The organism is Lysobacter sp. Root916 (genome assembly GCF_001429785.1).
Taxonomy (GTDB): domain Bacteria; phylum Pseudomonadota; class Gammaproteobacteria; order Xanthomonadales; family Xanthomonadaceae; genus Lysobacter.
This window is the reverse complement of sequence record NZ_LMJF01000016.1, coordinates 31,444-50,946: the sequence shown is the minus strand read 5'-3', so window position 1 is coordinate 50,946 and position 19,503 is coordinate 31,444. Positions and strand designations below refer to the sequence as shown.

Here is a 19,503-nt window from a genome sequence, read left to right as displayed (position 1 = left end):
CATCGCCCCCTTTGGAAAAGGGGGCRGGCGCCTGGGATGGCTGGATGCCCTGTGATGGTGAGGCGCGGGGGATTTGCTGTTGCGCGGGTAGGAGCAAATCCCCCCTAGCCCCCCCTTTTTCAAAGGGGGGAACAGCAATGGCATCAGACCCGGCTGGTCGGCTGCAGGATCTCGACCCAGTAGCCGTCCGGGTCCTTGATGAAGGCGATGTCCTTCATGCGGCCGTCGGTCAGGCGCTTCTGAAACTCCACGCCCAGTTGCTCGAAGCGCGCGCAGGCGGCTGCGACGTCCGGTACCGAGACGCAGATGTGGCCGAAGCCGCGCGGCTCGCTGTTGCCGTGGTGGTAAGCGAACGCCGCATCGTGTTCGGTGCCGTGGTTGTGGGTGAGTTCGAGCACGCCGCGCTGGCTCAGCAACCATTCGCCGCGCGCGGGCTCCTCGGCCGGGATTTGCGCCGGGTCCGCCACCAGCACCAGGAAGTACAGGCTGAATTGCGCCTCGGCGAAATCGCGCTTGCGCACCAGGGTGAAACCGAGCACGCGGGTGTAGAAATCCAGCGACCGGGCCGGGTCCTTGATCCGCAGCATGGTGTGGTTGAACACGAAGTCGCGGGTGGCGGCGTCGGGCCGGGCGGTCACGCCGGGCACGGCGTCTAGTTCGGTCTGCAGGGACATGGCGGGGCCGGAGTCGAAGGGGGAATCGAAGATATGAGGACGCGCGACGGCCGCCTCAAGCCGGCGCGTCGTCGCCGCGGCGCTGCAGCGACAGCAGGGCCATCAGCGCCGCCAGCGCCAGATAGGCGCCGATGAACTGCCAGGCGATGATGCGCGGCAGGCCTTCCAGCGCCCACGGCAGATAGATGCCGCCGCGCGGATCGACCGAGTGGATGATGCCGAACAGCGCCAACGCCGCGCCCGCCAGCAGGAAGGCCGATGCGCGCAGCAGGCGGCCGTCGACCATGGCCGCGACCGCCGAGGTCCAGATCATCGAGGTCATGATGAAGCCGTTGCCCAGGGTCACGATCACCGCCAGTTCCGGCAGGCCGTGGCCGTCCAGCGCGCTCATCAGCTGGGCGTGGTGCTCGGGCGCGATCCAGCCCGGATTGCCGGTCTTGATCGCCAGCATGTAGGCCACCGATGGCAGGAAACCGAACACCATCGCGGTGGCGTGCTTGCTGGGCGTGGCCTGGAAGGCCTGGGTGGTGATGTCCAGCGCGACGTAGACGATGATCGGCGCCAGCACCGCCAGCGGCAGCCACTGCACCAAGCCGGAGACGATGCCGAGCATGCCGCCCAGGCCCACGAACAGACCGGTCAGCAGGGTGTAGCCGCTGCGCGCGCCCATGTGCTTGTAGGCGGGCTGGCCGATGTAGGGCGTGGTCTGGGCGACGCCGCCGCAGAAGCCCGCGACCAGGGTCGAGAAGGCCTCGGCGAGCAGGATGTCGCGGGTGCGGTAGTCGTCGCCGGCCGCGCGCGCGCTTTCGCTGACATTGATGCCGCCGACCACCATCAGCAGCCCGAACGGCAGCAGCAGCGGCAGATAGGGCACGGTCGCGGGCAGGCCTTCGATGAAGCCCAGGGTCGGCCACGGCAGCACCAGGCTCGGCGGCACCGCCTGCGGCCAATGGAAGCCCGGCGCGCCCAGACCCAGCGCGCCCAGGCCGTAGTACAGCGCGGTGCCGAACACGAAGGCCACGAACACGCCTGGCAGGCGCACCGGCAATCGGCCCTTGGCGATCAGCACGTACAGCAGCAGGCCGAGGGTGACGAAGCCCACCAGCGGCGAACGCAGAGTTTCCACCAGCGGCAGGAAGCCCATCAGCACCAGCGCCACGCCGGCGATCGAGCCCAGCAGGCCCGCGCGCGGGATCAGGCGGGTGACCGCGTCGCCGGCGAACGAGAGCACGAACTTGAGCACGCCCATCACCACCAGCGAAGCCATGCCCAGCTGCCAGGTCGCGATCGCCGCGGCCTGCGGGTCCAGCCCGGATTGCTGGTAGGCGACGAAGGCCGGGCCCAGCACCAGCAGGGCCATACCGATGCTGGTCGGCGCGTCCAGGCCCAGCGGCATCGCGGTGACGTCGTCGCGGCCGGTCTTGGCGGCCAGGCGGCGCGCCATCGCCGTATAGATCAGGTTGCCGACCAGCACGCCGAAGGCGGTGCCCGGAAACATGCGCGTGTACACCACCTCGGCCGGGAAGCCGAATATGCCGATCAGGGCCGCGGCGATGAAACCCAGGATGGACAGGTTGTCCACGACCAGGCCGAAGAAGCCGTTGAAATCGCCGGCGACGAACCAGCGGCGCGAGGGGGAAGCGGTCATCGGCGGATCCTGGGCGAACGCGGGCACGACCTGGGATTGTGCGGGCTGGACGGGCCGCGCGAACAGCGCCGGGGCTAGAACGAAACGTCCGCCCGTTGGCGCGACCACAGCACCGACTGGTGCCCGCTCATGCGTTTCCAGGCCGCCCGGATCGCCTCGATGTCGGCGCTGCGCGCGGGCGTGTCCTCGTGCAGCACCACCAACACCTTGGCGCGCTGGCGCTCAGGCGCGGCGGCGCCGCGGAACAGCCACTGGCCGTAGCCCTCGAACACGGTCAGGCCGTCGGGAAAGCGCGGGGTGACTTCGCGGTCGAGGAAGGCGCGCCATTGCGCCTCGTCGATCCGGGTCTGGTCCTGGCCTTCGGTGCCGACGCTGAAGTAGAGCTCGCTGCGAATCCAGGCCTGCGCGGCGGCCGGGCGCGCGGCATCGCCGTGCAGGGCGGGATCGACGGTCGCCGGCGCGACGCTGGCGCAGGCGCTCAGGACTAGGCACAGGGACAGCAGCAGGCCGTGACGTGGCATGGTCGGGCGCTCCGGGGCGGTCGTTGCATGGTTGCCGGCCCGGTGGGGCGGCGCAAGGGTGGCGGCGATGTTGGTGGGTGTCGTGTCGTGCTTGTAGCGAGGTGTCGCACATAGCGACGAACTTGCAGGGTAAAAGCAAATCCCCCTCAATCCCCCTTTTTCAAAGGGGGAGGACTGGCGGCGGCGCTGCTATTTCGGGCTTCGCCAGGAGGTTCCAAAGTGTGGAGGCACCGGGCTTTGCACCCTCCTTTGGAAAAGGGTGAAGCCGTGCGTTTACGAACTGCAGGTTCGTGCACCAATGAACGCCGGCAGGTTATGCCTGTCGGCCGGGCGGGTTGGGAGGATTTGCTATTCGGGCGTTGGTCGGCCTGCGCTGCGCTGGCAAGGCTTCAATCGAGAAAACGCGCGCGCTGCTCCGGTGTCGGCAGCAGGCAGTGTTGGTAACGGCCGAACCAGCGATAACGGTTGCGCGCGACCAAGCGATAGAGCGGATCGCGCAGCGCGCGCGGCAGCCAGCGCAGGATCGCCGCGAGGCGCCAGACGCCGCCCAGACCGACCAGCACGCGCGCGATGGCGTCGGTGTCGGTCCAGGCCTGCCCGCCCTCGATCAATAGGAACGACATCGGATCGTCCGGATCCAGTCCGTGCGCGGACAGCAAGGCGCGGCCCTGCTCGCCCTGCATCGCCGCGAATCGGTAGCGCTGTTGGCGGTCGTGGCGCAGCAGGAAGCGCACCCAGCCGTTGCACAGCGCGCACACGCCGTCGAACACGATGATCGCGTCGTGGCGCGGGCCGCGATCCTGCGTCGTCGTCGCGCGCTCGTGGGTTTCAGTCGACATCCAGCCAGCCCCGGTAGTGCACCAGCAAACCCGCCAGCGGCAAGGCTGCACGCACGTCGAAGCGATAGCGCCCTTCGCGCTCGGACTCGCTCGCGCTCACGCCGTCGAACCAGCGCGCCGGCAGCGGCAAACCCAGCGCGTGCACGCGCGCGACGCGCCAGCGCACCGCGGCGTCCTCCACGTCCAGGGCGAAGCCGAAACGCACCAGGCCCAGGCGTTCGCACAGCAAGCCGTCCTGCGCCCACAGGCGCGAGGGCATGTCGTGGCCGGCGAAACGGCGCAGCCAGCGTTCGGATTCGGGGCTGGCGACGATCTCCACTTCGATCGCGTCGCGGGTGGCCGGCGGCAAACGCGTCGCCCAGGCGCACAGACGCGATAGCCAGCCGGTACCGCGCTCGGATTCGACTTGGCCGCGATAGCGGTGCAGGCCGGCGCGTTCGTGCAAGGCACGCACGCTCGGCGGTAAAGCCTCGTAGCGCGCGCCCAGCAGTTGCCGATACAGCGAAACCGCGGCGACGCTCATCCGATCGGGCCCCGAGCCGAGCGCCCGTCGGGCCGATGCGCCAGTCGCGTCCATCGGCAAGCGCACGAAGATCCGGCGTGGACGGCGCGCGCCATTCGCTTCAGTCCAGACCGCGCAGCGCGGGCGGCACCGCGTACTCGCGGCCGTCGTAATACAGGCGTTCGCGGCTTTTGCGCGCGGGGCTTTCGACGTTCGAACACTGCCCGTCGCTTGCTTGTTCGTTGCGATGGGCGCTGGCGCTGCTGGCCACCAGCAGGCCGGCGTAACCGTGATCGCGCTTGCCGTCGATGGCGACGGTGCGCTGCACGCTTTCGAACTCGCCCGCGCACTGCGTGTCCCATTCGCCGCGATCCAGCGCGACCTGCAGCCGGCTCAGCACCGGACGCAGGCGGGCGCCGTCGGGCACGTACAGGCTCAAGGAGGTGCTGCTGTAGGGATTGGCGCGCGAGGCGCCGGTGTAGCTCACGCGCAGGCCGAAGGCGGTGGTGCGCTCGTCGAGACGGTAGCGCGCGGTATCGAGGCTCAGGCCGCTGACCCGGATCGCGTCGGAGTCCAGCGCATTGGCCTCGCGGTAGCGCTGCAGGATTCGGGGGCGCGCGGAGTCGGCGACCAGCAGCTCCAGATCGGCCGGTTCCACCTCGAGGTCGGTGGCGGCTTCGTGCTGCAGCTTGAGCGCCAGCAGGGTCTTGTCCGGCGCGGCCGGCCAGACCTTGCAGACCACCTCGCCGAGGTTGATCCAGCGCGCGGGCGATTCCGGCAGGCGCAACAGTTCGCCGTTGTCGCCGGTTTCGCCTTGCGCGCCGGGATAGGCGGCCTGGAGCAACTCGTAGACGCGCGACTGGCAGTCGGCGGCCATCGCCGGCAGCGGCGCGGCCATCGACAGGAGAGACAGCAGCAGGCATCGGCTGGCAGCGCGCATCACGTGATCCATATCAGGCTGGCCATGCGCCCGCCGCGTTGGTCGCGGCGGTGCGAATAGAAACGGTGCGGATCGGAGATCGTGCTCAGCCCGCCGCCATACACCCGGGCGGAATCCAGCCCGGCCGCGACCAGGCGGCGGCGCGCGAGCGCGTACAGATCGACGCGCCAATGTTCGGCGCGGCTGGCGACGAAGGCCTCGGCGGCGCCGGTATCCTGGGCGACGAAGGCTTCGAAGACCTCGGCGCCGATCTCGTAATCCCGCGGGCCCGCCGCCGGTCCCAACCAGGCGCGCAGCCGCGACGGCGGCGTGCGCAGGGCCGCGACCGTGGCTTCGAGCACGCCCGCGGCCAAACCGCGCCAGCCCGCGTGCGCGGCGCCCACTTCGCTGCCGTCGTCGGCCGCGAACAGCACCGGCAGACAGTCGGCGGTGAGGATGGCGAGCACGCAGCCCGGCGTGGCGGTCACCGAGGCGTCGGCCTCGGGTTCGCCGGCGCTGGAGCCGGCCTCGCCCTCGAAGCGCGCCACCTCGACGCCATGCACCTGACGCAGCCAGCGCGGCGGCGACGGCAGCGCGGCGTGTTCGATCAGCGCGGCGCGGTTGCGCAGCACCGCATCGGTCTCGTCGCCGGCGCGCAGGCCGAGGTTGAAGCGGTCGAACGGCGGCGCCGATACGCCCGGGCCCGTGCGCAGCGTGGTGAAGCCGCGCACGTTGGCCGGCGCGGGCCAGTCGGCTTGCAGCCAGGCGTCGCCGTCGCGCATGGCTCAGCGCGCCTTTTCGGCGGCCGCGACGGTGTCGTCGTGCAGGGTCTTGATCAGCGCGCGCATGTCCGCCGGCACCGGCGCGCTGCAACGCACCGGTTCGCCGGTCACCGGATGTACGAACTCCAGGGTTTCGGCGTGCAGGGCCTGGCGGCGGAAACCGCGCAGGGCCTCGATCAACTCGGGGGTGGCGCCGCGCGGCAGCTTGAGCGGGCCGCCGTACAGCGGATCGCCGATGATCGGGTGCTTGAGGTGGGCCATGTGCACGCGGATCTGGTGGGTGCGCCCGGTCTCGAGCCGGCACTCCAGCAGGGTGTGGGCGCGGAAGCGCTCGCGCAGACGGTAGTGGGTGACCGCGTCGCGGCCGTCCTCGCGCACCGCCATGCGGATGCGATCGCGCGGATGGCGGTCGATCGGCGCGTTGGCGGTGCCGCCGGAGACCAGCGCGCCCACCACCACGGCCAGATACTGGCGGTGCACCTCGCGCGAGGACAACTGCTCGACCAGGGCGGTGTGCGCCGGCAGGGTGCGCGCCACCACCATCACGCCCGAGGTGTCCTTGTCGAGGCGGTGGACGATGCCCGCGCGCGGCAGCGCGGCCAGGCCGGGGTCGCGGTGCAGCAGGGCGTTGACCAGGGTGCCGGCCGGATTGCCGGCGCCCGGGTGCACGACCAGGCCGGCCGGCTTGTCGATCACGATCACGTGCTCGTCTTCGTACAGCACGTCCAGCGCGATGTCCTCGGGCTCGGAATGGGTCTGGATGTCGAGCACGGCGGTCAGGGTGACGGTCTCGCCGCCGCGCACCGGATCGCGCGGGCGGACTTCGCGGCCGTCGAGGCGGGCATCGCCAGACTTGATCCAGGCGGCCAGCCGGGAACGCGAATAGTCCGGGAACAGCTCGGCCAGGACCGCGTCGAATCGGCGCCCGGCGGCGCTGTCGGGCACGGTGGCCTGGAGGGGGTTTACGGACTCGTTCATCGGATGGGCAGGATTCAGGGGCTGGGCGCGGGGACTGCTATTATCGGCGCTTCGTGCCTCCGGCGCCCGCGAACCCTGCCATGACCCTTCGTTTCGCCCGTTCACACCGTCTCGTCCGACTGCTGTCCCTGCTGCTGATCGTGGTCCTCGCCGGTACTGGCTGCGGCCGGTTGGGCAAGATGTTCAAGGACAAGGACGCGGACGAGGGCCAGCCGGTGGAGGCGTTGTACGACAAGGCCCACACCTCGATGACCAATGGCAACTGGGCCGCCGCCGAGAGCACCTTCAAGCGCCTGGTCGCCCAGTACCCCTATGGCCCCTACACCGAACAGGCCCTGGTCGAGACCGCCTACGCCCAGTTCAAGTCCGGCAAGCACGACGACGCGATCAGCAGCATCGACCGCTTCATCCGTACCTACCCGACCCACCGCTACGCCTCCTACATGTACTACCTGCGCGGCCTGGTGAACTCCAGCCGCGACACGGTGTTCCTGCAGCGCGTGTGGCGCCTGGACTCCAGCCGCCGCGACCTGGCCACGCCGATGCAGGCCTACAACGACTTCTCGATCGTGGCCGATCGCTATCCGAACAGCCGCTACGCCGCCGATGCGCGCCAGCGCATGATGGCGCTGCGCGACACCTTCTCGCGCCACGAGCTCGACGTCGCCCTGTACTACCTGCGCCGCACCGCCTATGTGGCCGCGGCCGAGCGCGCCAAGTACCTGCTCGAGACCTACCCGCAGAGCAAGTACCAGAACGACGCCGTCGCCACCCTGGCCGTGGCCTACGCCGGCCTGGGCAACGAGACCCTGGCCGCCGACGCCAAGCGCGTGCTGCAGCAGAACGACCCCAACCACCCGTATCTGCAGAGTGGCGAGTGGCCGGACTACCCGGGCAACTGGCGCAAGCTCAACCCGTTCGCGGGCGAGAAGTCGGCGCTGGACAACCAGGACCGCAAGGCGAACTAAGCCTGCGACCGCGCCGGGATACGACAGACGCCGCCTTCGGGCGGCGTCTGCGTTTGCGGGGTGTGGTGGGCGGATTCGGGATCGTCGCGCCGACGGCTTTGGCGGCATGGCGCTGAAGTCACCGGATCCCCGCCTTCGCGGGGATGACGAGCAAAAGAGAAAGACCTCCCCAACCCGCCGACAGCGCAGTTGCTGGGGTGCTGCGCGTCGTTCTGTCGTCTACGCGCGGCCCGTAGGATGCGGTGAGCCGTAGGCGAACCGCATCGCGCACGTCGGCGCGTTTACATGCGCTGCACGCCCAACACCACGTTGAGGCGGCGCACCTTGCGCATCACATCGGCGAGGTGGCGGCGGTCGCCGACCTCGATCGAGAAACGCATGATCGCGATGTTGGAGTCGCGCTCCAGATACTCGACGCGGTCGATGTTGGACTCGGCCTCGGCGATCGCCGCGGCGACCTGGGCCAGCGCGCCGGGGCGGTTGTCGACCTCGATGCGCAGCGCGGCGCCGAAATCGCCGCTGACCTGGCGGTCCCAACCGATCGCCACCCAGCGGTCGGGCGACTTTCGGTAGTCGGCGACGTTGGGACAGTCCAGGCGGTGCACCACGATGCCCTTGCCGGCGGTGTGGTAGCCCATGATTTCGTCGCCGGGCAAGGGCAGACAACAGTTGGCGAAGCTGATCACGCCGCGCTCGGCGCCGGTGATCAGGATCTTGTCCTCGGTCATGCGCGGGCGGTCGATCGCGCGACCGCGCGGCTTGCCCGGGGTCTCGCGCGCGAGCGCCAGCGCGACTTGGTTGGGCATGCGGTTGCCCAGGGCGATGTCGGCCAGCAGGGCCTCCAGGCGCGGGTAGCGGCTCTCGCCCAGATAGGCTTCCAGCCGCAGCGCCGGCACCCGGTCCAGCGAGGTCTCCAGCGCTTCCAGCGCGCGGTCGAGCATGCGGTGGCCGAGCTGGACCGCATCCTCGTGTTCGAGCTGCTTGAGCTGCTGGCGGATCGAGGTGCGGGCCTTGCCCGAGACCACGAACTCCAGCCACTGCGGCTTCGGCGTCGAGGACTTGGCGGTGATGATCTCCACGCGCTGGCCGCTGGCCAGCTTGGTGCGCAACGGCACCAGCTTGCCGTCGACGCGCGCGGCGACCGCGCGGTTGCCGACGTCGGTGTGCACGGCGTAGGCGAAATCCAGCGCGGTCGAATTGCGCGGCAGCGAGAGGATGTCGCCCTTGGGCGTGAACAGGTAGACCTCGTCCGGGAACAGGTCGACCTTGACGTTCTCCAGGAACTCCAGCGAGGAACCGGTCGAACGCTGCGACTCGACCAGGCTGGCGATCCAGCTGTGGGCGCGGGTCTGGGCGCTGTTGGGGCCTTCCCCGCCGTGCTTGTAGGACCAGTGCGCGGCGATGCCGCGCTCGGCGATCAGGTCCATCTCCTCGGTGCGGATCTGCACCTCCACCGGCGAGCCGTAGGGGCCGAACAGCACGGTGTGCAGCGACTGGTAGCCGTTGGCCTTGGGGATGGCGATGAAGTCGCGGAAGCGCGAGTCCAGCGGTTTATAGGCCGAATGCACCACGCCCAGCGCGTGATAACAGTCCGGCACGCTCTTGACCACGACGCGGAAGCCGAACACGTCCATGACCTGGGTGAAGCTTTTATGCTCGTGGTGCATCTTGGTGTAGATGCTCCACGGCGATTTGACCCGGCTGATCAGGCGGTGCTGCAGTTTTTCCTTGGCCAGGCGCTGGGCCAGGTGCGCCTCGATCTGCACCAGCGATTCGCGCCGCACCACCGGCTGGGTGCGGATGCGCTTCTCGATCACCGCGTGGCGCCAGGGATGCAGGGCGCGGAAGCCCAGGTCCTGCAGCTCGGCCTTGATCAGGTTCATGCCCAGGCGCTGCGCGATCGGCGCGTAGATCTCCAGGGTTTCCAGGGCGATGCGCTCGCGCGCCTCGGCGCTCTGCGCGCCCAGGGTGCGCATGTTGTGCAGGCGGTCGGCGAGCTTGATCAGGATCACGCGCAGGTCGCGCGCCATCGCCAGCAGCATCTTGCGGAAGCTCTCCGCGGCCGCTTCCTGGCGGTCGCGGAACTGCAGCTTGTCCAGCTTGGTGACGCCGTCGACCAGCTCGGCCACGGTCTCGCCGAACTCGGTCGCCAGGCCCTCGCGGGTCAGCGGAGTGTCTTCGATGGTGTCGTGCAGGATCGCCGCGATCAGGGTCTCGACGTCCAGGCCCTGGTCGGCCAGCACCTTGGCCACCGCCACCGGATGGGTGATGTAGGGCTCGCCCGACTTGCGGGTCTGGCCGGCGTGCGCGGCGGCGCCGATCGCCCAGGCGCGCCGCAATACCTGGCGCTGCGCCTCGGGCAGGTAATGCGCGGATTGCTCGAACTCGCGCACATAGTCCGGCAGGTCCGCGTCGTCGTGGGCGGGAACCGGATAGGACTGCAGCGCGGGCTCGGCGGGGGTCATAAGGGCAATCTACGCGGGCGGCGGCGCGGCTTGCAACGCGGTCGCATGCGAATCCGGCGCCGGAAACATGAATATGGTGGCGATTATCGGAATCCGTGTGTGGAATGCCGGTATTCCGGGGCTAAGGGAAGGCCCGTTCGCGGCGGCCGCGACTGCATTCCCCTGCTTCCTGTGGGAGCGGCGTAAGCCGCGATCGCGCGGTCCCGACCCGGGATTCAATCGCGGCTTACGCCGCTCCCACATCAAGCCCGGAAACCGACGCCACAGCCGCCAAGGCTCCGCAATCGCATCCGCATACGAAAACGGCCCCGCCGAGGCGGAGCCGTTGGTCTCGCGGGCGCGGCCCTGAGGCCGCGGCCGGGATCAGTCGTCGCCCTTGGACAGGTCGTCGTCGGCGACCACTTCGGCGGCGGCCCATTCCAGCGCCTCGCGCTCCTTGCGCTCGCGCTCGGACTTCTCGACCGCGTCGATGTATTCGGGGTTGATCTGGCGCGCGGCGATCTCGCGCAGCGCCAACACGGTCGGCTTGTCGTTGGCTTCGCTGTTGTCCAGCTGCGGCTCGACGCCGTTGGCCAGCTGACGGGCGCGCTTGGCGGCCAGCATGACGAGTTCGAAGCGGTTATCGACCACTTCCAGGCAATCTTCGACGGTAATGCGGGCCATGGGGCTCCTGGCGGCCGGTGCGGCCGTCTTTACAGCGGATGGGGACCGGGAAGTTTAGCCCCGCCCGCGGTCCAGAGCAAGATTCGGGCCCTTTCAACATTAAGAATCAATCACTTAACCACGCCACAGTGGTGCAGCGACTGTAGGAGCGGCGCAAGCCGCGTCCGCGCCAATGGGCTACGGCGTCACTGCGGGTAGGTCCAGGGGTCGCCCGGTCGCGGCTCACGCCGCTCCTACTCCCAGGCGGGAAGGCCGGCCTACCTCTCTCAGCCCTCGTCGGCGAGCAGGGCGGTGATCAGGCGCGAATGGCGCGCCACCTGCGGATCGCGGCGCAGCCGGCTGGCGACGAAGATCGCGCACATCTCGTCGACCGCGGTGTCGAAGTGCTCGTTGACGATCACGTAGTCGAATTCGCCGTAATGCGACATCTCCTCGCGCGCGGCCGCGAGCCGCTGCTGGATGACTTCCTCGCTGTCTTGCCCGCGCGTGCGCATGCGCGATTCCAGGGCCTGGCGCGACGGCGGCAGGATGAACACGCTGACCGCGCCGGGCACCTTGTTGCGGACCTGGCGCGCGCCCTGCCAGTCGATCTCCAGCAGCACGTCGCGGCCACTGGACAACTGCGGCTCCACCGATTGGCGCGCGGTGCCCTTCCAGTCGCCGTGCACGCGCGCGTGCTCGAAAAAGTCGCCCGCCTCGACCATGCCCTCGAACTCCTCGGCGCTGACGAAGTGGTAGTGCTCGGCGTGGCGCTCGCCCGGCCGCGGCTGGCGCGAGGTGAACGAGATCGACAGGCTGATGTTCGGATCGCGGGCCAGCACCGCATTGACGATGCTGGATTTTCCGGCGCCCGAAGGGGCTGCGACGATGTAGAGGGTTCCGCGCATTAGGCTGGGATTCGTGATTGGGGATTCGGGATTAGCAACGGCGAACCAGCAGCGGGATCAGAGCGTTCGGCCGATTCGCGATGGCTTTGGCCAATCTCGAATCCCCAATCCCAAATCCCGGCCCTATTCGATGTTCTGGATCTGCTCGCGGACCTGATCGATCAGCACCTTCAGCTCCACCGCCGCCGCCGAACTGCGCGCGTCGACCGACTTGGAACCCAGGGTGTTGGCCTCGCGGTTGAATTCCTGCAGCAGGAAATCCAGCCGACGACCGACCGCCTCGCGCAGCTTGAGCACGCGGCGGGCTTCGGCGACATGGGAATCGAGCCGATCCAGCTCCTCGTCCACGTCCAGCTTTTGCAGCCACAGCACCAGTTCCTGCTCGACCCGGCCCTGATCGAAACCGCCGACGCCGCTGGACTGCGCCAGATCGGCCAAGCGCGCCTCCAGCTTGGTGCGCTGACCGGTGCGGATGCCCGGCATCATGCCGCGCACGTCGGCGGCGATCGCGGCGATGCCGTCGACGCGCTCGGCGATCACCGTCGCCAGCTTGGCGCCCTCGCGCTCGCGCGCGGCCAGGAATTCGTCCAGCACGCCGTCCAGCAGATCCAGCGCGGCGGCCTGCAGCGCGGCCTGGTCGGTGGCCGGGGTCTGCAGCACGCCCGGGAACTGCAGCAGGTCGGTGAGTTCGGTGCGCAGGCCGGGGAAGCGCGCCTGCAGGTCGATCGCCAGATCGCCCAGTTCGCGCAGGCGGCTGGGGTTGAGCTGCAGCGCGGCGGCGCCCTCGGGCGCGCGCAGGCGCAGCACGAAATCGAGCTTGCCGCGGCTGACGCGGCTGGCGATGCGTTCGCGCAGCGCCGGTTCCAGCGCGCGCAGCTCGTCGGGCAGGCGCAGGCCCAGCTCCAGGAAGCGGTGATTGACCGAGCGCAGCTCGCAGCCGAGCGTGCCCCATTCGGTGACGCGTTCGCCGCTGGCGAAGGCGGTCATGCTGCGGATCATGCGGTGGTCCAAGGCCTACAGGGAGCGAATGGTAAACTCGCCGGCCACCAAAACGGTAACTCATGGCCATGACCGGCACTTCCGCCGCCCCCACCGACGCCTTCGCGCGTCCCAGCGGGCGCACGCCCGGGCAGATGCGCGAAGTCCGCATCGAACGCGCTTATACCGCCCACGCCGAAGGCTCGGTGCTGGTCAGCTTCGGCCAGACCCGCGTGCTGTGCACCGCCAGCGTCGAAAACAAGGTGCCGGCCTTCCTGCGCGGCAAGGGCGAAGGCTGGGTCACCGCCGAGTACGGCATGCTGCCGCGCGCCACCCACACCCGCAGCGACCGCGAGGCCGCGCGCGGCAAGCAGGGCGGGCGCACCCTGGAAATCCAGCGCCTGATCGGCCGCGCCCTGCGCGCCTGCATCGACCGCAAGGCCCTGGGCGAGCGCACCATCACCCTGGACTGCGACGTGCTGCAGGCCGACGGCGGCACCCGCACCGCCGCGATCACCGGCGCCTATGTGGCCCTGGTCGACGCGGTGCGCTGGCTGCAGGCGCGCCGCGAGATCGCCAAGGACCCGATCTTCGGTGCGGTCGCGGCGGTCTCGGTCGGCGTCTACCGCGGCGTGCCGGTGCTGGACCTGGACTACGCCGAGGACAGCGACTGCGACACCGACATGAACGTGGTCATGAACGACGGCGGCGGCTTCATCGAGCTGCAGGGCACCGCCGAGGGCCATGCGTTCCGGCGCGAGGAACTCGACGGCCTGCTAGGCCTGGCCGAGGCCGGCATCGCCGAACTGATCCAGCACCAGCGCGACGCCCTGGCGCGATGAGCGAGACGGCGATGCGACGCACACTGGGCAGCCTGACCCTGGTCGTGCGCGACTACGACGAGGCGATCGCCTACTACACCGGGGCGCTCGGCTTCGTCCTGCTCGAAGACATCGACCAGGGCGGCGGCAAGCGTTGGGTGCGGGTGTCGCCCTCGCCGGGCAATGAGACCGCCCTGCTGCTGGCCCAGGCCGTCGGCGACGAGCAGCAGGCCGCGATCGGTCACCAGACCGGCGGCCGGGTCGGCTTCTTCCTGCACACCGACGACTTCGCCCGCGACCACGCCGCGATGAGCGCGCAGGGCGTGCGCTTCATGGAGGCGCCGCGCCACGAGGCCTACGGCACGGTGGCGGTGTTCGAGGACCTGTACGGCAACCGCTGGGATCTGTTGGAGCTGAAGCGATGAAACTGGTGCTGGCGAGCAGCAATCCAGGCAAGTTGGTCGAACTGCGCGAACTGTTGGCCGACACCGGCATCGAGCTGGTCGCGCAGAGCGATCTGGGCGTGGAGGATGCCGAGGAAACCGCCAGCACCTTCGTCGAGAACGCCCTGCTCAAGGCGCGCCACGCCTGCGCGATCACCGGGCTGCCGGCGCTGGCGGACGATTCGGGCATCTGCGTCGACGCCCTGGGCGGCGCGCCGGGCCTGTATTCGGCGCGCTATTCGGGCGTGCACGGCGACGCCCAGGCCAATATCGACAAACTGCTGCTGGCGATGAAGGACGTGCCCGAAGGCCAGCGCGCCGCGCATTTCTACGCCGTGATCGTGCTGTTGCGCCATCCCGGCGATCCGCAGCCGATCATCGCCGAGGGCGTGTGGCCGGGCCGGATCATCGACCAGCGTCGCGGCACCGGCGGTTTCGGCTACAACCCGGTGTTCCTGGACCCCGACTACGGCCTGACCGCGGCCGAGATGGACACCGAGCTGAAGAATCGCCTCAGCCACCGCGGCCGCGCCCTGGCCGCGCTGCGCGAGAAGTTGCTCGACGCGATACGTTAAGCACCCTTCCGCGTTGCGCTGGCGGCTTTACGCGCGGATCGACGCGCAGGTAGGCGCAGCGACCCTGTCCCGGCGCCGTCTCGGCCGCTTCGCGGTGCATGCAGGCACGACCAGTAAGGCCCGGCGCCGGAACGCGGCAGGCGTCACCGGCCGACGAACGCCACCCGCGTATCCTCTTCGCCAGCGCGCGGCTGCCCCGGGCCGATGCGTCCGCCCCATCCCACCGACCCGATCCGCATGCCGCCTTCCTTCCCGCTCCGCCCCGCCGCGCTGGCCCTGACCGGCGCGCTGCTCCTGACCGCCTGCAGCTCCCTGGACGGCCTGTCGCCGCTGACCTGCAGCCGCAACGAGATCCGCGAACAGGGCGACGCCACGCCCGCGCAGCGCCGCTACGCGTTCCCGTTCCGGATCGAGTACGAACAGGACGGCCGCCGCGGGGTGGTCGAAAACAGCCTGATCTGCGTTTATCGCGGCCGCGAGTACCTGGGCGACTGCGACAACGCCAACCGCTGGAGCATGTCCCTGGCCCAAGGCCGCGGCCTGTACGTGGGCCTGGGCGCGCCGCGCAAGGACCGCCAGGTCGCCTACGACCCCGGCGATTGCGAACTGCTGGTCAACCATGGCCAGGACCAGCCCTCCTACGTGGCGATCGGCCCGGACGCCGGCGAAGCCGACGACGCGGCCCTGCTGGATGCGCTGTCGATGCGCCGCGACTACGGCATCCGCATCGTCGACTACCGCATCGACCTCGGCGCGCGCCAGCCGCGCGCCGCCCGCTAAGCCGATGCTGTCGCTGCCGCCCCTGTCGCTGTACGTGCACCTGCCCTGGTGCGTGCGCAAATGCCCCTACTGCGACTTCAACTCGCACGAAGGCCGCGGCCCGCTGCCGTTCGCGGACTACGTCGACGCCCTGCTCGCCGACCTGGATCACGACCTGCCCCTGGTCTGGGGCCGCACCGTGCAGACCGTTTTCTTCGGCGGCGGCACGCCCAGCCTGTTCCCGCCCGAGGCCATCGACTGTTTCCTCCAGGCTGCGAGCGCGCGTCTGCGCTTCGCGCCGGGCTGCGAGATCACGCTGGAAACCAACCCCGGCACCGCCGAACACGGCCGCTTCGAGCTCTACCGCGGCGCCGGCGTGAACCGCCTGAGTTTCGGCATCCAGAGCTTCGACGACGGCTGCCTGCGCCGCCTCGGCCGCATCCACGACAGCGGTGAGGCCGAAGCGGCGGTCAAGCTGGCCCAGGACGCCGGCTACGACAACCTCAATCTCGACCTGATGTACGCCCTGCCCGAGCAGAGCCTGGCCATGGCCGAGCGCGACCTGGAGCGCGCGTTCGCGCTGCAGCCCGCGCACGTCTCGCACTACCAGCTCACTCTGGAGCCGAACACGGTGTTCGCCGCGCGCCCGCCGCAGGGCATCCCCGACGACGACGGCGCCTGGGACATGCAGGAGCATTGCCAGGCCCTGTTGGCCGCGCACGGCTACGCCCAGTACGAAGTCAGCGCCTACGCGCGCCCGGGCCGGCGCTGCGCGCACAACGTCAATTACTGGCGCTACGGCGATTACCTGGGCATCGGCGCCGGCGCCCACGGCAAGATCACCCTGGGCGCCGAGCAGGCGGTGCTGCGGCGCTGGAAGCTCAAGCATCCGACCCAGTACCTGGCCCGCGCCGGCAGCGCCGAGGCGATCGGCGGCGACGACCGGATCGGGCCGGAGCGGCGCCCGTTCGAGTTCATGCTCAACGCGCTGCGCCTGGTCGAGGGCTTCGCCCTGAGCGATTTCGAGGCCCGCACCGGCCTGCCCGAGGCCAGCATCGCCGCGCCGCTGCAGGCCGCCTACGCCCAGGGCTGGCTGGAGCGCGACGGCGCGCGCGTGCGCCCGACCGAGCTGGGCCGGCGCTACACCAACGACGTGATCGCGCTGTTCCTGGAGGACTGAGCGCCCGCATCCGCGCGCGTTTCGCGCGCCCGCCGTGCTGTCCCGCAGCATGGCGCCCGACTGTCGTCCAACGCGCGCTGGCCGCGCCTGCCGCCGGCCCGCGTTCGAATCGGTGGTCGCTCCATTCCGGCCGCTTGGCCGCGACAGGGCTGGCGGGTCTCAAGGGGGCGTGATTAGATCGCCCGATTCGGTATTGGTGAGTCCTGCATGTCCGCGACGTTCGAACCGCTAGGCAAATCGTTTCCGCGGCCCACGCTGGCCTCCGCGGCGATGCCCAAGCGCGTGCGGCGGGTGCTCGAGCATCTGTACGCCCTGGTCTCCGACGAAATGGCGCGGGCGCTGGACCTGATGCTGATCGAGTACGAGCAGCAGCTGTTCCGCCAGGCCGATCAGGCGCGCAACCCCAGCCTGCAGTCGGTGCACCTGGAAACCCTGCGCCTGGTGCGCTTGAACCGGGTCGACCTGGTGCCGCGCTACCTGGTCGGGCTGGAAACCGCGCTGACCAAGGTGCGCGAGCCGGTGGTGGCCGCCGAGGATCAGCAGGCCCTGCCGACCTTCCGCGACCTGCGCCTGGTCGACGATCGCGAAATCGACGAACACACCGCCCTGCGCACGATCGCGACCCGCCAGGAAACGCGCGCCGGCCTGCCGCTGATGCTGCTGGGTCAGCGCTTCGGCGTGCTCGCCGGCGCACCCGCCTACGACGCCGAGCGCCTGCCGCTGGGCCCGCACAGCCTGGGCCGGATCCTGGCCGAGGCCTGCTCGGTGCTGCAGATCGGCCAGGAAGCCAAGCTCGACCTGTACCGGATCTACGACGTGCAAGTGATGGCCGGCTACGCGCAACTGGTCGAAACCATGAATGCCCTGCTGGCGCGCGAGAACGTGCTGCCCAGCCTGTCGTTCGTGCCGATCCGCGCCCGCCCGACGGCGCAGAACGTCGAGCGCGGCGAAGACCCGCGCAGCGCGCGCGAGGACGGCAGCCGCGGGCCGCGCGGCGCGCGCCCGTACACCGCCTGGACCGGCCAGACCGACGTCGCCGCGATCGCGGCCGGGGGCGACGAGGGCGGCGACTACGCCTCGCTGCAGCAACTGCTGTCCGGGCGCCGCGACCTGCTCGGCAAACTGCGCCCCGGCGCGCAGCCTGCCGCGCGCCCGCCGCTGCCCACCGACGACCTCATCGACGCCCTGCGCGCGCTCCAGGCCACGCCCGCGCAGGCCGCGCCGCCGCAGCGCAGCGTCTCCGACCTGCGCCAGACCCTGCTCGCCCAGGCCCGCCAGCAACGCGGCGAGGCCGCGACCCTGTCGCGCGAAGACAGCGACGCTTTCGAGCTGCTGGACCTGTTCTACGGCGAGATCGAGCGCGAACTGCGAGGTGACGCCGCCACCACCGGCCTGCTCGGGCGTTTGCAGGTGCCGCTGCTGCGCCTGGCGCTGCAGGACCGCGCCTTCTTCGTGCGCAGCCAGCATCCGGCGCGCCAGTTGTTGAACGCGGTCGCCGAAGCCGGCGCGAGCTGGATTCCGAAAGAGGAATCCGATCCGCAGCTCAACGAGCAACTGCGGCGCGCGGTCGATCATGTGGTCGAGCACTACGACGGCGACGCCACGGTATTCGAGGCCGCCAACCAGAGCCTGCAGGACCATCTGCGCACGATGGCGCGCAAGGCCGAAGTCGCCGAACGTCGCCACGTCGAAGCCGCGCGCGGCAAAGAAAAACTGGAGATGGCCAAGCAGCAGGCCGGCGAGGCGATCCAGTCCGCGGTGCACGGCCAGGCCCTGCCCAAGTTCGTGCAGGCGCTGCTGACCCAGGCCTGGTCCGACGTGTTGACCCTGACCCTGCTGCGCCACGGCGAAGAATCGGACGAATGGCGGCGCCAGGTCGAGGCGACCCGCCAGATCGTCGCCGCCAACGTGGTCGGCGCCAGCGAACGGGCGCCCGGCGGACTGGACGGCGATATCGAACACGCCCTGACCCTGGTCGGCTACCACGCCGACGAGGCCAACGCGATTTCGCGCCAGCTCACCGTCGGCGCCACGGCCGCCAACGACGACGTGGCCTCGCGCACCGAGCTGGCGATGAAGCTCAAGGCGCGCGCGCGCCTGGGCGAGGACAACAGCGCGGTCAAGCGCGACCTGCCGCCGCGCGGCGAGCAGGAACAGATCTGCTGGGAGCACATCCGCACCCTGCCCTTCGGCACCTGGTTCGAATTCGTGGTCAATCAGCAGGGCGATGCGGTGCGCAGACGACTGTCGTGGTTCAGCACCGTCACCGACAACGCGCTGTTCGTGAACCAGCGCGGCCAACGCATCGGCGAGCAGTCGCTGGACAGCCTGGCGCGGATGATGGCGCAGGGCCAGGCGCGCGTGGTCACCGCCGAGAAGGGCCGTCTGGTCGATCGGGCCTGGAACGCGGCCCTAGGCGTGCTGCGCGGCTTCGTCGGCGGCCAGAAGACCGAGGAGGCGCAGGCATGAGCGAGGAATTCCGCCGCGTGCGCCGACGCCGGGTGCAGGACACCGTGCAGGTCGTGGACACCATGACCGACGTGGTGATCGGTCAACTCAGCAATCTGTCCGAGACCGGCATGCTGCTGATCGCGAACACGCCGCTGGTCGACGACGCGCTGTACCAGCTGCGCTTCAGTCTGCGCGATGCCCCACACCACGCTTCGCCGATCGAAGTCGGCGCGCACCTGCTGTGGCAGGACCGCACCAGCATGCCCGGCCAGACCTGGAGCGGCTTCCGCTTCATCACCATGCTCGAGAGCGAGATGCTGCAGCTACGGCAGTGGCTGGATTCGCCGGGCGGCACTTACGAGTGAAGCGGGTAAGGCAGGAGTGAGCGGGGAGGAGTGAGTAGCGAGCGGGAGAGCGCTTGCGACGCGCGCCATGTTCGATACATGGGAT

20 protein-coding genes are annotated in these 19,503 nt (G+C 69.9%); 8 read left to right on the top strand and 12 right to left on the bottom strand.

Annotation, left to right across the window (positions count from 1 at the left end; all coding sequences use genetic code 11):
• Positions 1-143: 143 nt before the first annotated feature.
• From gloA to rluD, 8 genes are all read right to left on the bottom strand, one after another.
• A complete protein-coding gene (gloA, locus tag ASE35_RS18525) occupies positions 144-674 on the bottom strand; it encodes a lactoylglutathione lyase (protein ID WP_057160834.1) in 531 nt (176 codons plus the stop codon).
• Between the two features lie 55 nt (positions 675-729).
• On the bottom strand, positions 730-2,322 hold the full coding sequence (locus ASE35_RS18520; protein ID WP_057164845.1) for a hypothetical protein: 1,593 nt from the start codon (positions 2,320-2,322) through the stop codon (positions 730-732).
• 74 nt (positions 2,323-2,396) lie between these two features.
• Entirely contained in the window at positions 2,397-2,843 is a 447-nt protein-coding gene (locus tag ASE35_RS18515) for a DUF3574 domain-containing protein (RefSeq protein ID WP_057164744.1), read from the bottom strand.
• A gap of 389 nt (positions 2,844-3,232) precedes the next feature.
• Positions 3,233-3,682: a thiol-disulfide oxidoreductase DCC family protein gene (locus ASE35_RS18510; RefSeq protein WP_057164743.1), complete on the bottom strand. Its 450-nt coding sequence runs from the start codon at positions 3,680-3,682 to the stop codon at positions 3,233-3,235.
• On the bottom strand, positions 3,672-4,205 hold the full coding sequence (locus tag ASE35_RS18505; protein WP_082611368.1) for a DUF4166 domain-containing protein: 534 nt from the start codon (positions 4,203-4,205) through the stop codon (positions 3,672-3,674). The genes ASE35_RS18510 and ASE35_RS18505 overlap by 11 nt, the downstream gene beginning before the upstream one ends.
• Positions 4,206-4,305: 100 nt before the next feature.
• Positions 4,306-5,124 (bottom strand): hypothetical protein, encoded by an 819-nt coding sequence (locus ASE35_RS18500; RefSeq protein WP_157489565.1) that lies wholly within the window; start codon positions 5,122-5,124, stop codon positions 4,306-4,308.
• Positions 5,124-5,885, bottom strand: a complete 762-nt coding sequence (pgeF, locus tag ASE35_RS18495; protein ID WP_057164740.1) for a peptidoglycan editing factor PgeF — start codon at positions 5,883-5,885, stop codon at positions 5,124-5,126. The genes ASE35_RS18500 and pgeF overlap by 1 nt, the downstream gene beginning before the upstream one ends.
• Before the next feature lie 3 nt (positions 5,886-5,888).
• Positions 5,889-6,863, bottom strand: coding sequence for a 23S rRNA pseudouridine(1911/1915/1917) synthase RluD (gene rluD, locus ASE35_RS18490; RefSeq protein WP_056182469.1), 975 nt, complete (start codon positions 6,861-6,863; stop codon positions 5,889-5,891).
• A gap of 80 nt (positions 6,864-6,943) precedes the next feature.
• Here rluD and ASE35_RS18485 point away from each other — a divergent pair, with 80 nt between their 5' ends.
• Positions 6,944-7,831: an outer membrane protein assembly factor BamD gene (locus tag ASE35_RS18485; protein WP_056182472.1), complete on the top strand. Its 888-nt coding sequence runs from the start codon at positions 6,944-6,946 to the stop codon at positions 7,829-7,831.
• 281 nt (positions 7,832-8,112) lie between these two features.
• Here ASE35_RS18485 and ASE35_RS18480 read toward each other — a convergent pair whose 3' ends face one another.
• The 4 genes from ASE35_RS18480 to ASE35_RS18465 all read right to left on the bottom strand — a co-directional run bounded on the left by ASE35_RS18480 (position 8,113) and on the right by ASE35_RS18465 (position 12,845).
• On the bottom strand, positions 8,113-10,296 hold the full coding sequence (locus ASE35_RS18480) for a bifunctional (p)ppGpp synthetase/guanosine-3',5'-bis(diphosphate) 3'-pyrophosphohydrolase (RefSeq protein WP_056182474.1): 2,184 nt from the start codon (positions 10,294-10,296) through the stop codon (positions 8,113-8,115).
• 363 nt (positions 10,297-10,659) lie between these two features.
• Entirely contained in the window at positions 10,660-10,959 is a 300-nt protein-coding gene (gene rpoZ, locus ASE35_RS18475) for a DNA-directed RNA polymerase subunit omega (RefSeq protein ID WP_055900332.1), read from the bottom strand.
• A 266-nt stretch (positions 10,960-11,225) separates the two neighbouring features.
• Positions 11,226-11,846 (bottom strand): guanylate kinase, encoded by a 621-nt coding sequence (gene gmk / locus ASE35_RS18470; protein WP_056182477.1) that lies wholly within the window; start codon positions 11,844-11,846, stop codon positions 11,226-11,228.
• Positions 11,847-11,969: 123 nt separating this feature from the next.
• Positions 11,970-12,845 (bottom strand): YicC/YloC family endoribonuclease, encoded by an 876-nt coding sequence (locus tag ASE35_RS18465; protein ID WP_056182480.1) that lies wholly within the window; start codon positions 12,843-12,845, stop codon positions 11,970-11,972.
• A gap of 68 nt (positions 12,846-12,913) precedes the next feature.
• Here ASE35_RS18465 and rph point away from each other — a divergent pair, with 68 nt between their 5' ends.
• From rph to ASE35_RS18430, 7 genes are all read left to right on the top strand, one after another.
• Positions 12,914-13,666, top strand: coding sequence for a ribonuclease PH (gene rph / locus ASE35_RS18460; protein WP_056182608.1), 753 nt, complete (start codon positions 12,914-12,916; stop codon positions 13,664-13,666).
• An 11-nt stretch (positions 13,667-13,677) separates the two neighbouring features.
• The gene (locus ASE35_RS18455) at positions 13,678-14,070 is read left to right on the top strand and encodes a VOC family protein (protein ID WP_056182611.1); all 393 of its coding nucleotides are present in this window, start codon (positions 13,678-13,680) and stop codon (positions 14,068-14,070) included.
• Complete coding sequence (gene rdgB, locus ASE35_RS18450; RefSeq protein WP_056182482.1) at positions 14,067-14,663, top strand: RdgB/HAM1 family non-canonical purine NTP pyrophosphatase; 597 nt, start codon at positions 14,067-14,069, stop codon at positions 14,661-14,663. The genes ASE35_RS18455 and rdgB overlap by 4 nt, the downstream gene beginning before the upstream one ends.
• Positions 14,664-14,900: 237 nt before the next feature.
• Entirely contained in the window at positions 14,901-15,443 is a 543-nt protein-coding gene (locus tag ASE35_RS18445; RefSeq protein ID WP_056182485.1) for a hypothetical protein, read from the top strand.
• A gap of 4 nt (positions 15,444-15,447) precedes the next feature.
• Positions 15,448-16,602 (top strand): radical SAM family heme chaperone HemW, encoded by a 1,155-nt coding sequence (gene hemW / locus ASE35_RS18440; RefSeq protein ID WP_057164738.1) that lies wholly within the window; start codon positions 15,448-15,450, stop codon positions 16,600-16,602.
• 207 nt (positions 16,603-16,809) lie between these two features.
• Positions 16,810-19,071, top strand: a complete 2,262-nt coding sequence (locus tag ASE35_RS18435) for a DUF1631 domain-containing protein (RefSeq protein ID WP_056182492.1) — start codon at positions 16,810-16,812, stop codon at positions 19,069-19,071.
• A complete protein-coding gene (locus ASE35_RS18430) occupies positions 19,068-19,418 on the top strand; it encodes a PilZ domain-containing protein (protein WP_056182494.1) in 351 nt (116 codons plus the stop codon). The genes ASE35_RS18435 and ASE35_RS18430 overlap by 4 nt, the downstream gene beginning before the upstream one ends.
• The last annotated feature ends 85 nt before the right edge of the window (positions 19,419-19,503 follow it).